The sequence below is a fragment of the Oceanibaculum sp. genome (genome assembly GCF_022449305.1).
Classification (GTDB): Bacteria; Pseudomonadota; Alphaproteobacteria; order Oceanibaculales; family Oceanibaculaceae; genus Oceanibaculum; species Oceanibaculum indicum.
In genome coordinates, this window is the sequence record NZ_JAKUSO010000073.1 from 2,501 (window position 1) to 15,108 (window position 12,608).

At 66.7% G+C, this 12,608-nt stretch carries 13 protein-coding genes (1 of these 13 cut by a window edge); 7 read left to right on the top strand and 6 right to left on the bottom strand.

Annotated features, from left to right (window positions below; genetic code table 11):
- Positions 1-1,318 carry the 3' portion of a M23 family metallopeptidase gene (locus MK313_RS16005; RefSeq protein ID WP_287782883.1) on the top strand. The gene continues 218 nt to the left of window position 1, outside the view, so 1,318 of the gene's 1,536 nt are visible here — the last part of the coding sequence; its start codon lies off the left edge, out of view; it ends in the stop codon at positions 1,316-1,318.
- A gap of 43 nt (positions 1,319-1,361) precedes the next feature.
- The gene (locus MK313_RS16010) at positions 1,362-2,012 is read left to right on the top strand and encodes a glutathione S-transferase family protein (protein ID WP_287782884.1); all 651 of its coding nucleotides are present in this window, start codon (positions 1,362-1,364) and stop codon (positions 2,010-2,012) included.
- On the opposite strand, the gene MK313_RS16015 is transcribed toward MK313_RS16010, so the two are convergent.
- From MK313_RS16015 to MK313_RS16030, 4 genes are all read right to left on the bottom strand, one after another.
- Positions 2,009-2,725, bottom strand: a complete 717-nt coding sequence (locus MK313_RS16015) for a hypothetical protein (RefSeq protein ID WP_287782885.1) — start codon at positions 2,723-2,725, stop codon at positions 2,009-2,011. The genes MK313_RS16010 and MK313_RS16015 overlap by 4 nt on opposite strands.
- A 10-nt stretch (positions 2,726-2,735) precedes the next feature.
- Positions 2,736-3,104 carry a DUF4170 domain-containing protein gene (locus MK313_RS16020; protein ID WP_008946294.1) on the bottom strand — a complete coding sequence of 123 codons (369 nt, stop codon included), beginning with the start codon at positions 3,102-3,104 and terminating at the stop codon, positions 2,736-2,738.
- Between the two features lie 160 nt (positions 3,105-3,264).
- Positions 3,265-5,250 carry a methyl-accepting chemotaxis protein gene (locus tag MK313_RS16025; protein WP_287782886.1) on the bottom strand — a complete coding sequence of 662 codons (1,986 nt, stop codon included), beginning with the start codon at positions 5,248-5,250 and terminating at the stop codon, positions 3,265-3,267.
- Positions 5,251-5,516: 266 nt separating this feature from the next.
- Positions 5,517-6,548, bottom strand: a complete 1,032-nt coding sequence (locus tag MK313_RS16030) for a dienelactone hydrolase family protein (RefSeq protein ID WP_287782887.1) — start codon at positions 6,546-6,548, stop codon at positions 5,517-5,519.
- Positions 6,549-6,715: 167 nt separating this feature from the next.
- Here MK313_RS16030 and MK313_RS16035 point away from each other — a divergent pair, with 167 nt between their 5' ends.
- The 5 genes from MK313_RS16035 to MK313_RS16055 all read left to right on the top strand — a co-directional run bounded on the left by MK313_RS16035 (position 6,716) and on the right by MK313_RS16055 (position 10,805).
- On the top strand, positions 6,716-8,224 hold the full coding sequence (locus MK313_RS16035) for a UbiD family decarboxylase (RefSeq protein ID WP_287782889.1): 1,509 nt from the start codon (positions 6,716-6,718) through the stop codon (positions 8,222-8,224).
- Positions 8,225-8,272: 48 nt separating this feature from the next.
- On the top strand, positions 8,273-8,533 hold the full coding sequence (locus tag MK313_RS16040) for a type II toxin-antitoxin system Phd/YefM family antitoxin (RefSeq protein ID WP_008946298.1): 261 nt from the start codon (positions 8,273-8,275) through the stop codon (positions 8,531-8,533).
- Positions 8,530-8,907, top strand: coding sequence for a type II toxin-antitoxin system VapC family toxin (locus MK313_RS16045; protein ID WP_121221600.1), 378 nt, complete (start codon positions 8,530-8,532; stop codon positions 8,905-8,907). The genes MK313_RS16040 and MK313_RS16045 overlap by 4 nt, the downstream gene beginning before the upstream one ends.
- Before the next feature lie 7 nt (positions 8,908-8,914).
- On the top strand, positions 8,915-9,373 hold the full coding sequence (locus tag MK313_RS16050; RefSeq protein WP_121221598.1) for a GNAT family N-acetyltransferase: 459 nt from the start codon (positions 8,915-8,917) through the stop codon (positions 9,371-9,373).
- An 85-nt stretch (positions 9,374-9,458) separates the two neighbouring features.
- Positions 9,459-10,805 carry a TldD/PmbA family protein gene (locus tag MK313_RS16055; protein WP_287782893.1) on the top strand — a complete coding sequence of 449 codons (1,347 nt, stop codon included), beginning with the start codon at positions 9,459-9,461 and terminating at the stop codon, positions 10,803-10,805.
- A gap of 218 nt (positions 10,806-11,023) precedes the next feature.
- On the opposite strand, the gene MK313_RS16060 is transcribed toward MK313_RS16055, so the two are convergent.
- Complete coding sequence (locus tag MK313_RS16060; RefSeq protein ID WP_287782895.1) at positions 11,024-11,782, bottom strand: metallophosphoesterase; 759 nt, start codon at positions 11,780-11,782, stop codon at positions 11,024-11,026.
- 3 nt (positions 11,783-11,785) lie between these two features.
- A partial coding sequence (locus tag MK313_RS16065; protein ID WP_287782897.1) for a CpsD/CapB family tyrosine-protein kinase occupies positions 11,786-12,608 on the bottom strand: 823 nt, incomplete at its 5' end.

Genomic DNA, 12,608 nt, shown 5'->3' on the forward strand with positions numbered 1-12,608 from the left:
CGGTGCCAGCCGCCAGGCCGGTTTCTCCGAGCGCGATCTCGACCCCACCACCTATGCCCATCTCGCCGCGACCCGCCTGCCCGAGGGCGTGGTGCAGGCGATGCAGCGCGAGCCGACCGAACAGGTGGTGACGGTGAAGCGCGGCGACACGCTGATGAAGCTGCTGGTCGATGCCGGCATCGAGCGCGGCGAGGCGCATCAGGCCATCGAGGGGCTGAGCAGCGTCTATGACCCGCGCCAGCTGCGCCCCGGCCAGGACATCACCCTGACCTTCCTGCCGCCGGCCAGCCTGAAGCTGCCGCTGGAGATCGAAGTCGAGCGCAAGAGCGCGCTGCTGGGCCTCGCCCTGCAGCCCAGCGTCGAGCGCGAGGTGCAGGTGCGCCGCGACGGCAATGGCGGCTTCGCTGCCGAGCAGATCGAATTTCCGCTGCAGACCGTGACGGTGCTGCGCGGCGGGCGCATCAATTCCAGCCTGTACGAGACCGCCATCGAGGCCGGCATTCCGATCGCCGCGCTGTGGGAGATGGTGCGGGCCTTCAGCTTCGATGTCGATTTCCAGCGCGACATCCAGCCCGGCGACCGTTTCGACATCATGTTCGAGGAGCTGCGCAACGAGGCGGGCGACGTGGTGAACACCGGTGCCGTGCACTATGCCAGCATGACCCTGTCCGGCAAGACCATGCCGATCTTCCGCTTTGAGCCGCGGCCGGGCGAGTTCGACTTCTTCGATCCGCGCGGCGAATCGGTGCGCAAGGCGCTGCTGCGCACGCCGATCGACGGTGCCCGCCTGTCCTCGGGCTATGGCATGCGCAAGCACCCGATCCTGGGCTATGGCAAGATGCATCGCGGCATCGACTTCGCCGCCCCCACCGGCACGCCGATCATGGCGGCGGGCAGCGGTACGGTGGCCAAGGCGGAATGGTTCGGCGCCTATGGCCGCTATGTCCAGATCCGCCACAACAGCGAATTCGCCACCGCCTATGCGCATATGAGCCGCATCGCGCCGGGCATCCGGGCCGGTGCGCGGGTCCAGCAGGGCCAGGTCATCGGCTATGTCGGCACCACCGGGCGCTCGACCGGCCCGCACCTGCATTACGAGGTGCTGAAGGGCGGCGGGCAGGTGAACCCGATGAGCGTGAAGTTCCCGACCGGCGAGAAGCTGGAAGGCAAGGATTTCGCCCGCTTCCAGAAGGAGCGGCAGGGCATGGAACGGCAGATCGCCGAGCTGCGGCGCGAGATGCAGGTGGCGTCGCGCCCGGGCTCTTCATCGCGCTCGGCCAAGGCAGCCTGCCGCGAGGAACAGCCTGATATCTGCTGATCTCGGGATAAACAATCAGAACCGACAGGCCAGGGAGGCCGGCATGTATCTACTCTATGGCGGCCCCGGTAACGCGAATCTTGCCCCGCACGCCGCCTTGCAGGAAGCCGGGCTGGCTGAAGGCACCGACTACCGCTTCGTGAAGCTGGACCTGAAGGCGGGCGAGCACCGCAAGCCCGACTATCTGGCGCTGAACCCGCATGGCGTGGTGCCGGCGCTTGTGATCGAGAAGGACGGATCACGCCAGATCGTCTGCGAGGCGGCGGCGATCCTGATGCACATCGCCGACCTGTACCCGGCCTCGGGCCTTGCCCCCATGCCGGGCAGCGCGGACCGCGCGGCCTATTATCAGTGGATCACCTACCTCACCAACACGGTGCAGGCGCGCTTCATGAATTTCTATCACTCTGACTATTTCATAGATGGCAGCGCCGGGCAGGCGGCGGTGAAGGCGAAGGCGGACACCGCGCTGAAGGAGCATTTCGCCCATATCGACGCAACTCTCGCCAAGCACGGTCCCTATCTGCTGGGCGAGGCGTTCAGCGCCGCCGATCTGTTCCTGTTCATGCTGACACGCTGGGGCCGCAACCTCTCCCGCCCGGCGCGCGACTTCCCGCAGGTGGGCAAGCATTTCGAGCGCGTGCTGGCCCGTCCGGCCGTGCGCCGCACGCTGGCCATCGAAGGCATTAGCTAGGGCTTCAGCGCCAGCCGTTCCAGTAGGGCGGTGGCGCGGTCGCGCTCCTCCATATTGCCGACAATCCGGCGGATCAGCGCCTCGGCCTCGCACTGGAAAACCTCGCGGGCGATGCGGGCGATCATCGCGCGCCCGTCCATTGCCTCGAAGCGCCGCCCCTCGGCCCGCACGCTGCTGAAGGCGATCGGCACGCCATCCGGCGCCAGCGCCCCGGTAAGCGCCAGATAGGCCGGCGCGTCGGGCAGATCGCCGGACAGGTCGCAGGCGACGCAGCCGGGCAGCGGCAGCAGCCGGTAGCGCGGCGTGGCCGCCGCCAGCCCTTCCGAGCGGTCCATGATCTCCCGCTGCGCCTCGGTCAGCCAGGTGACATGCACGCGCACCCGCGTGCCGGGCGAGGGGTGCAGCGTGGCCGGCAGCGCGCCATAGAGCGCGAACTGCGCCGAGAACACCACATCATAGCCGGTGAGCCAGACCGGCGTGACCGGCAGCTCGCCCTCCGGCCCCTGCCCTTCGCGGCCGAACTTGCGCAGCAGCTGCGCCGGCGCGCGGTTGGAGCCATGCGCCAGCACCGGCAGCCGGCCGGCAAGATCATAGCCGCCGGGCAGCGGCAGGGCTTCGCCGGCGCGGAACAGATAGGCGCCATCCGGCGCCGCATAGGGATAGTCGAAGGCGCGGGCGAGAAGCTCCGCCTCGTCAGCCGTCGCAAGACTCATGATTACCGCCCTACAGCCGTTCGATCCGGTAGCGCGCGTTGCAATCGTCCACCGTGGACCAGGCCTTCTCCTGCCAGGCCTTCTTGGCCTGCTCATAGGCGTCGAACGGGCCGTACCGTTCCTCCGCGCCGCCATTGGCCATCGCGGTGAAGCTGGTGTCGGTATAGATGCCGCCGACCACCCAGTAGGCGCGGCCATCCTCCTCGATGATGCGGAAGCGCATATGGGCGTCATCCACATTGGCCCAGGTGCGGTTGGCCCATTCCTTCTTCGCCAGGTCGTAATTGTCGAACGGGCCGAAGCGCTGCTCCTCGCCGCGCGCCAGCTCGTTGAAGGAGGTGTCCTTGTACTCGCCGCCGACCACCCAGTATTTCGCCATGGGAGAGTCTCCTGATTTTCGCCGGTCTCAGTTCGCCGAGGGAATGGCGCGGTTGTAGCGAAAATGCCGCGCTGCGGCAAGGGAGGGCAGGGAAAAGGCCCGATGCACAAAGCACCGGGCCTCTTTCCCCAAGGCCGGCTTGATAGCCGCCCTTCTGCCTTTATGCGGCGCGGACGCCCTTCAGGAACTCCTCCACCGCCTTGCGCAGCTCCTCCGACTGGGAGGCGAGATTGTTCGCGGAGGCGGTAACCTGACCGGCCGCAGCACCCGTTTCGCCAGCCGCCTGGGTGACGCTGATGATGTTTGTCGTCACCTCCTGCGTCCCCTTCGCGGCTTCCTGCACATTGCGGGAAATTTCCGCCGTCGCGGCACCCTGTTCCTCGACAGCCGAAGCGATCGTCGTTGCGATCTCGTTGATCTGTGCGATGGTTGCGCCGATCCCCTTGATTGCACTGACCGCGTCAGTCGTCTCCGCCTGGATGCTCCCGACCTGCTGCGAGATGTCCTCGGTCGCCTTGGCGGTCTGGCTGGCGAGGTTCTTCACCTCGGAGGCCACCACCGCGAAGCCCTTGCCCGCCTCGCCGGCACGCGCCGCCTCAATAGTGGCATTGAGCGCCAGTAGGTTGGTCTGTTCGGCAATCTCCTGGATCAGGCTGACCACTTCTCCGATCTTCTGCGCCGACCGTGCAAGCCCTTCGACCTGCTGGTTGGTGCGTTCCGCATCCTTGCGGGCTTCGCCGGCAATAGTCGTGGACTGCGTAACCTGCCGATTGATTTCTTCAATCGAGCTGGAGAGTTCCTCGGCAGCCGACGCCACCGTCTGCACATTGGACGAGGCTTGCTCGGCGGCGGCAGCGACGACCGTTGACTGACGGTTCGTCTCCTCAGCGGTCGCCGACATGGAGGTCGCCGTCGTGAGCATCTGCGAGGTCGCGGCACCGACCTGGGAGAGGACCTGCGCCACGGCGGTATCGAAATTCTTCGTCAGTGTCTCGATCCTGCGCGCCCGTTCCTCACGTGCGGCACGCTCCTTTTCCTGCTCGGCGGCCAGCATTTCCGCCTTGATCATGTTGTCCTTGAAGACCTGGACGGCCTCGGCCATTTCACCGACTTCGTCCTTGCGGCCCTGCGCCGGAATCTCGACCGTCTTGTCACCGCCGGCCAGCCGGCCCATCGCGGCCGTCATGGAGATGATCGGCGTGGAAATGCTGCGGCCGATGAGAAGCGCCGAGAGCACACCAGTAATCAGGGCCAGGACTGAGGCAGCGATGGCGACCATGACCGAACGCTCGATATCGGCGGAGGCACGCGGGCCGATCTCGTCCTGACGCGAGACACTGCTGATCTTCATCTTCTCGAGATCGCCGGCAACCGCCGGGCCGATCTTGTCTAGCTGGGTGGAGAGAATATTCTGAATCGCTGTGACATCCTTTGCGACAACGGCGAAATTGTCCTTCCACTCCGTCAGATTCTTGTTCAGGTCAGCCAGCCGCGCCTTGTCCTCCTGTTCGGTCAGACTGGCGGTGAGGCTGTTCAGGGTCTCCTGGAAAGACACGATCTCGGAGTTGACGCGGTCGGAGTCAGCCGCCAGGGCGCTGCCAATGAACCGGTTCACATAGATGCGCGCCAGCAGAAGATGACGCTGCCCCGCCGCAGCGGTGACGATGGCGCCGTCCTTGTCTTGCGTCTGCAGGCTCTGGATCAGGTCGGTCAACGTCCTTTCCAAGGCAACGCCCCGCTTGTAGGTCTCTTCATTGTAGCGCGACATTTCCGCACTCCGCGGACGGATCTGCTGAAAGGCGGAAGCGTATTTCTCGATCTCGTCGTCAATTCTGGCGATTTCCGCCTTGCGTTCCGGCGCGACGAACAGGCTGGCTGCGTTGTCCGCCATTTCCTTCGCACGACCGGCCCGCTGCAAGACCGCCTCCGCACGCTCCTCGGAAGGCGCGCGCAGAAATAGCTGGACGCCGAGGCGGGCAGACAGGAGTTCGCCTTGCATTGTCGCCATGGCGTTGGTCTGGCGGGCGAGGCGGCGATAGTCGGCAAAATTGCCCTGTGCACTGAGCAAACCGGCAACGGCGATGCCGCTGGCGACCAGCAGCAGCAGGAGGATGGCACCCGAACTCGCGGAGATTTTCCGGGACACTTTCATATTGTCCAGAACACGCATGGCCGTAACTTTCACAAAGAATGGGATGAGGGGCGGTATGGGGGTTCTCGCCTTGGCCGCCAGCGCAATTTAGAATTTGCGCATTAAGAGATGGTTAAAATTAATGACTTGGATCAATATAATTAACTATAATAATATCAAGTAATTATGGGCACCAATCTTCTTTCGTGGCTTTCAGGCGGCACCTGATAACGAGGCCCTTCAGCCTTCGCGGCTTAGCGGTCAGGGCAGGGCAGGCCGTGCTATCGCGTGCTGGCGCCAGTTAACCGGTTCACCATACCCTCGACCTCCTCTATGGCCCGGGCGAGCGCTTCCGGGTTGCCGCCGACCGTCCCGCCCCGTTCCATGCAGCCGCGCAGATAGGCGCCGATCTCGTCGCCCTGCAGGGTTCGCCCATCGGCCCAGAGCCGCGCCTCGACGGGTTCGAGCAGGATATCCATGCCGCAGCCGCGCGCGCTCTGCACCCGCCGCAGGAAACGCGGCGGGGTCTGCAGGTCGAAGCCATGATGCGCGCCCTCCAGCACCTCCAGCCGGACATCGCCGCCGCGCGCCCTGAGCCAGTCTACATAGCGGCCGCAATGGGCGCTGGGGGTATAATCGTCGGCACCGCCCAGCAGCATCAGGATGGGCGCCGTGCTGACCGGTTCCCCCATATAGGGGATGGAGCAGGAGGAATAGAGCGCGATATGGAGCGCGAACCGCGTATCGCCGCCGGCCATCACCGCCCGGCGGAACGGCTCCAGCGCGGTGTAGAGTGCCACCTGGCCGCCCTTCGAGAAACCGATGATGCCGATGCGGTCCGGGTCGATGCGCGGATGCGTCGCCAGCAGGCGCAGCGCCTGCAGCGCATCGGCAATGCTCGCCGCCAGCGGCAGCCGGCTCTGGTCCGTTCCGGTGGCGGTGATCCCGCGCGGGCCGAAACTGTCCAGCATGAAGGTGGCGACGCCGAGCTGCCTCAGCCGCTCCGCCCAGGCCGGTTCACGGTCCGGCATGATGCCGCCACTGCCGTGAGAGATCACCATTGCCGGGATTCGGCCCGCCGCGGTGCTGCCGGCATCGTCGGGGAGGAGCAGCGTTCCGCTTATCACTGCCTCGGGAGCGCCGCCCGCCAGCAACTGGCCCGGGCCGCTGGGCGTCAGTGACGGGAACCGGATAGCGCCGGTGCGTCCATCGGCCAGGTCCGATACGGCCTCGCCCCGGACTGGTCCGGCCGATGCCAGCACGAAGATTGCGAGCAGGGCGATGCACACCGCCTTCCAGCCTTCAAGGCGCATCCGTCGGTTCCTCCATTTGATCAGGGCACAGGGAAAAGCGACCCGCTGCTTTAACGGCGCCGAAGGGCCGATCCGTCGCGGCAAGAGACGCACCATCGGCATCCCCAACCTTGACGGCACCCCCTGCCTGCCCCATCCATTATCCCGCACATTCAGCGGAGTGACCCATGCCCTATGCCAGCCTGCGCGACTTCATGGCCCGTCTGGAGCGGGAGGGCCGGCTGGTGCGCGTCTCCGCCCCGGTCTCCACCCATCTGGAGATGACGGAGATCCAGACCCGGCTGCTGGCCGAGAAGGGGCCGGCGGTGCTGTTCGAGAACCCGGTCGGGCCGGACGGGCAGCGCTACAAGATGCCGGTGCTGGTCAATCTGTTCGGCACGGTGGAGCGGGTCGCCTGGGGCATGGAGCGCGAGCCGCACCAGCTGCGCGAGGTCGGCGAGACGCTGGCCTTCCTGCGCCAGCCGGAGCCGCCGGGCGGCTTCCGCGAGGCGATGGAGATGCTGCCGCTCCTGAAGACCGTCATGGCGATGAAGCCGAAGAGTGTCGGCTACGCCCCCTGCCAGGAAGTGGTGCTGGAAGGCGACCAGATCGACCTGTCGCAGCTGCCCATCCAGGGCTGCTGGCCGGGCGAGCCGGCCCCTCTCATCACCTGGCCGCTGGTCGTCACCAGGGGGCCGTCGAAAAAGCGCGAGGATGATTTCAACCTCGGCATCTACCGCATGCAGGTTACCGGCCGGAACACCACGCTGATGCGCTGGCTGAAGCATCGCGGCGGGGCGCAGCACCACCAGCGCTGGAAGCAGGAAAAACGCGAGCCGCTGCCCGCCGCCGTGGTGCTGGGCGCCGATCCCGGCACCATCCTGGCCGCCGTGACGCCGGTGCCGGACACGCTGTCGGAATACCAGTTCGCCGGTCTGCTGCGCGGCAAGAAGGTGGAGCTGGTCGACTGCCGCACCGTGCCGCTGAAGGTACCGGCCGAAGCGGAGATCGTCATCGAGGGCCATGTCTCGCTCGACCAGTATGGCGACGAAGGCCCCTATGGCGACCATACCGGCTATTACAATTCGGTGGAGCAATTCCCGGTCTTCACCGTGTCCTGCATCACCATGCGGCGCGACCCGATCTATCTCTCCACCTTCACCGGGCGGCCGCCGGACGAGCCCTCGGTGCTGGGCGAGGCGCTGAACGAGGTGTTCATCCCGCTGTTCCGCCAGCAATTCCCCGAGATCGTGGATTTCTGGCTGCCGCCGGAGGGCTGTTCCTACCGCATCGCCGTGGTGTCGATGAAGAAGGCCTATCCCGGCCATGCCAAACGGGTGATGCTGGGCGTGTGGTCCTATCTCCGGCAGTTCATGTACACGAAATGGGTCATCGTGGTGGATGACGATATCGATGCGCGCGACTGGAAGGATGTAATGTGGGCGGTCTCCACCCGCATGGACCCGGCGCGCGACATCACGGTGATCGAGAGCACCCCCATCGACTATCTGGATTTCGCCAGCCCGGAAAGCGGGCTCGGCAGCAAGATCGGCCTGGATGCCACCAACAAATGGCCGCCCGAGACCAAACGCGAATGGGGCGAGAAGCTGTATATGGAACAGCAGGTGGTCGAGAAGGTCACCGCCCGCTGGGCCGAACTCGGCCTGCCCGGCAGCGGCAAGCCGATCTGGAAGTGAGGCCTTGACCAACTTGACCAACTGAAACCGAGGGCCGATATTAGGTCTATGGGCAAGACGCTGAACATCTACGAGGCTAAGAGCCAGCTCTCTTCGCTGGTGGAGCGCGCGGCGGCGGGCGAGGAAATCGTCATCGCCAAGGCCGGGCATCCGCGCGCGCGTCTGATGCCGCTCGACAAGCCGGGCACCGCGCGGCCGCGCCGTCCGGCCGGGACGCTGCGCATCCGTCATATAGCCGAGGATTTCGACGCACCGTTGCCCGCCGATATGCAGGCCGCCTTTGAGGGGAAAGACGAGGAGCCCCTGTGAGGCTGCTGCTCGACACCCATGCCTATCTCTGGTGGGACCTGGGCGGCGAGCAGTTGCACCCCGCTGCCTTCGCGGCGATTGCCGACCCTGAGAATGACGTGCTGGTCAGCGCCGCCAGCGTCTGGGAGATCGCCGTGAAGCGTGGCCTCGGCAAGCTGGCCTTCGAGGGCAGCATCGCCGAGAATCTGCAGCAAAACGGCTTCGAGGTGCTGCCCATCCATGCCGATCATGCCGAGCGAGCGGGTACGCTGCCTACGCATCACCGCGACCCGTTCGACCGCATGCTTGTGGCGCAGACGGAACTCGACAAGCTGGTGCTGGTCACGCGCGATTCCCGGATGCAGCCTTACGGCATCCCTATCCTGAGCGCCTGAGGCCCCCATGACTGACATCCTGTTCCGTGACGCCACCCGCGCCGATGTGCCGGAAATCGTGCGCATGCTGGCCGACGACGCACTCGGCGGACAGCGCGAGCGCTATGAAGATCCGCTGCCGCAGGCCTATTACGACGCCTTTGCGGCACTGACCGCGCAGGCCGGCAACCGCATCGTGCTGGCGGAGCTGGCGGGGCGGGTGGTCGGCTGCGCGCAGCTGCTGTTTCTGCCCGGCCTGTCGCTGATGGGCATGAAGCGCGCGCAGATCGAGGGGGTCCGGGTCGATTCCTCGACACGCGGCCACGGCATCGGCGACAAGCTGGTGCGCCACTGCATCGAGCTGGCGAAGCAGGAAGGCTGCGGCGTCATGCAGCTGACCACCGACAAGAGCCGGGCCGACGCCCACCGCTTCTACGAGCGGCTGGGTTTCGTCGGGAGCCATCTCGGCATGAAGCTGAAGCTCTGACGCTACGGCACAGGTTGCGGCATCGCGCCTGCCGGCCTATCTGTTGAGGGCGGTATTCACCTCCCGAAGCTTCTCCCAGGACGCCATGCCCGACAGCCAGACCGATTCGCTCTCCCTGCTCGCCGACCTGATCGCCCAGGCGAAGAAGGCCGGGGCCGATGCCGCCGACGCCGTGCTGGCGGAAGGCGAGTCGCTGTCGCATGGCCAGCGCCTCGGCAAGCTGGAGAAGATCGAGCGCGCCGAGGGTAAGGATCTCGGCCTGCGCGTCTTCATCGGCCAGCGCTCCGCCACCGTTTCCTCGACCGACTTCAAGAAGGATGCGCTGCGCGAGGCGGTCGAGCGGGCCATCGCCATGGCCAAGCTGGCGCCGGAAGACAAATATGCCGGCATCGCCCAAGCGGGCCAGCTGGCCAAGGGCTGGCCGGAGATCGACATGCTCGACCCCGCCGAGCCGACGCCCGAACAGCTGGCCGAGCGCGCCGGCGCCATCGAGGAAGCGGCGCTGGCCGTCTCCGGCGTTTCCAATTCGGAAGGGGCGGAGGCCAGCTGGGGCCGCTCGACCGTCACGCTGGTCACCTCCGCCGGCTTCGCCGGGCGCTATGCGCGCTCCAGCCAGGGCGTCAGCGTCTCGGTGATCGCCGCGCGCGACGGCGAGATGGAGACCGATTACGACTATACCTCAGCCGTCTATGCCGGCGATCTGGAAGACCCCGCGCTGGTCGGCCGCCGCGCCGGCGAGCGCACGGTGCGCAAGCTGGGCCCGCGCAAGGCCAAGACCGCGCAGGTGCCGGTGGTGTTCGAGCCGCGCATGGCGCGCAGCCTGGTCGGCCATCTGCTGGGCGCGATCTCCGGCGCCTCGGTGGCGCGCGGCACCAGCTTCCTGAAGGACCGCATGGGCCAGCGCATCTTCGCGCCCGGCATCATGATCGTCGATGATCCGCACCGGCCGCGCGGCATGCGCTCCAAGCCGTTCGACGGCGAAGGGCTGGCCAATGGCAAGCGCAACCTGATCGAGGATGGCGTGCTGACCACCTGGCTGCTCGACCTCGCCAGCGCCCGTCAGCTTGGCCTCCAGCCAACCGGCCACGCGGCGCGCGGCACCGGCGGTCCGCCCTCGCCCAGCAGCAGCAACACGCATCTGGCCGCCGGGACGCTGTCGCCGGAAGAGCTGATCGCCGATATCGAGCAGGGCTTCTATGTGACCGAAATGATGGGCAGCGGCGCCAACATGGTCACCGGCGACTACAGCCGCGGCGCCGCCGGCTACTGGATCGAGAAGGGCCAGATCGCCTATCCGGTCAGCGAGGTCACCATCGCCGGCAATCTGAAGGACATGTTCGCGAAACTGACCCCGGCCAGCGACCTGGAATTCAAGGGCTCGACCGACGCGCCGACCGTGCGCATCGACGGCATGACCGTGGCGGGCAGCTGAGAAGGACTCTCCCCTTCCGTGGCGCGGGATTTTCTATTTACTCCCCCACGCCATTTTCTCTACCCGTCACCCCCGGCCTTGTGCCGGGGGTCCAGGCTTCCGCTTACTGGATGTCTGTAGAGCAGGCTGAACCCTGGATTCCCGGGACAAGCCCGGGAATGATGGCTGTTAAAACGGCACCACTGAGCAACCCAGGGCAAAGGGTTGCCATTAAGGGATCACGTCGACAAAAACCGCCGTTCCTCGCCCGCCAGCACCAGACAGGTGAGGCGGCCGGTCATGAAGGCGCCGGTATCGATGCCGATGCGGTTCGGCCGTTCTTCCGGCGCCCAGGCGACCGTGTGGCCATGCACCACTACGGAACCGTGATCTTCCTCCGACGACAGGAACAGGTCGCGCACCCACAGCAGCGTCTCCGAAGTCTGTTCTGCCAGCGGCACCCCGGGGCGGATACCGGCATGCACGAACAGATAGCCGCCCTCTCGATGGTGCAGGCGGAGATTTTCATAGAAGCGCCGGTGCGCCGCCGGCAGAGCCTCGGCGAACAGGCGGCTCATCCGCTGCCAGCCATCCGCCAGCCCCAGATAGCGTGACGGCTCGATGCCGTAAGAGCGCAGGGTGGCATCGCCGCCATTGCCGAGCCACAGCCGCGCCACGGCCTCCGGCTCTTCCAGGAAACGCAGCAGCAGCTCTTCGTGATTGCCCTTCAGCGTCACCAGCTCCGCGTCCGGCAGCGGGTCTTCCAGCAGCATGTCCACGACATGGCGCGTCCAGTCGCCCCTATCCACATGGTCGCCCAGCGTAACCAGTACCTGCCGGCCCTCCGGCGCGCGCGCCGCGTCGGCACGGATCATCTCCAGCAGATCGGCCAGCAGGTCGGCCCGTCCGTGAATATCGCCGATGGCATAGACCCGCGTGTCCTCCGGAACCTTGGCCGCAACCCTGGCCGGCGCCGGAAGAGGGCTGCGGGCGGTCATGGCTCAGCCGGCGCCGGCGGGGAGCCGGCGGGGCGGCTCGGCACGGTCAAGCCGCACATGGCCGGAGGCGAAGGGCACGCTGCCCGCCTCCCCGATTCGCTTCGGATCGGCCCGGTTCAGCACCATGCCGGAAAGCACCGCCCCAGCACCGTTCAAACTGGCCAGCGCGGCCAGCACCGGGCCGCGCTTCTGGCCGGAAGCCACCACATGCACGATCTGGTCGGCATGGCGCGCCAGCAGCAGTGCGTCAGGGGCCGGCAGCACTGCGGAACTGTCGATCACCACCAGGTCGAAGCCGCTGGCCGCCGCCGCCATCAGATCGCGGGCCACCGGTCGCGCCAGCAGCGCGGAGGGGTCCTCCAGCCGGGTACCGGCGGGAATGACATAGAGACCATGGGCCAGGTGGAACTCCGTCACCTCGCCCAGCTCCGCAGCGCCGGCCAGATAGTCGGACAGGCCGCGCTCGTTCGGTACGCCCAGCACCTCATGCAGGCCGGGGGCGCGCAGATCGGCATCGATCAGCAGCACCCGCGCGCCGCCCTTTGCGGCCAGCACCGCCAGGCCCAGCGCGGTTGCGCTGCGGCCTTCACCCGGTAGGGAGGACGTCACCAGCACGCTGCGCCCGGTGGTGATGTTCCGGGCCTCACCCGCCAGCGCCAGCGTGGTCCGCAGGCGGCGCAACGATTCGGCATAAGGGCTGTCCGCCTGTTCCAGCGCCAGCTCATGCGGCGCCCGGTCGGCAAGCTGCCGCTTGCGCAACGTCGGCAGCGCTGCCAGCACCGGCAGGCCGGTCTCCGCTTCGAGGTCCGCCGCATCGGTAAAGCGC

Bases quoted from the DNA above. Each gene is read 5' to 3' on its own strand.
- MK313_RS16010 (WP_287782884.1), top strand. From the start codon at position 1,362: ATGTATCTACTCTATGGCGGCCCCGGTAACGCGAATCTTGCCCCGCAC.
- MK313_RS16015 (WP_287782885.1), bottom strand. From the start codon at position 2,725: ATGAGTCTTGCGACGGCTGACGAGGCGGAGCTTCTCGCCCGCGCCTTC.
- MK313_RS16020 (WP_008946294.1), bottom strand. From the start codon at position 3,104: ATGGCGAAATACTGGGTGGTCGGCGGCGAGTACAAGGACACCTCCTTC.
- MK313_RS16030 (WP_287782887.1), bottom strand. From the start codon at position 6,548: ATGCGCCTTGAAGGCTGGAAGGCGGTGTGCATCGCCCTGCTCGCAATC.
- MK313_RS16035 (WP_287782889.1), top strand. From the start codon at position 6,716: ATGCCCTATGCCAGCCTGCGCGACTTCATGGCCCGTCTGGAGCGGGAG.
- MK313_RS16040 (WP_008946298.1), top strand. From the start codon at position 8,273: ATGGGCAAGACGCTGAACATCTACGAGGCTAAGAGCCAGCTCTCTTCG.
- MK313_RS16050 (WP_121221598.1), top strand. From the start codon at position 8,915: ATGACTGACATCCTGTTCCGTGACGCCACCCGCGCCGATGTGCCGGAA.
- MK313_RS16055 (WP_287782893.1), top strand. From the start codon at position 9,459: ATGCCCGACAGCCAGACCGATTCGCTCTCCCTGCTCGCCGACCTGATC.
- MK313_RS16060 (WP_287782895.1), bottom strand. From the start codon at position 11,782: ATGACCGCCCGCAGCCCTCTTCCGGCGCCGGCCAGGGTTGCGGCCAAG.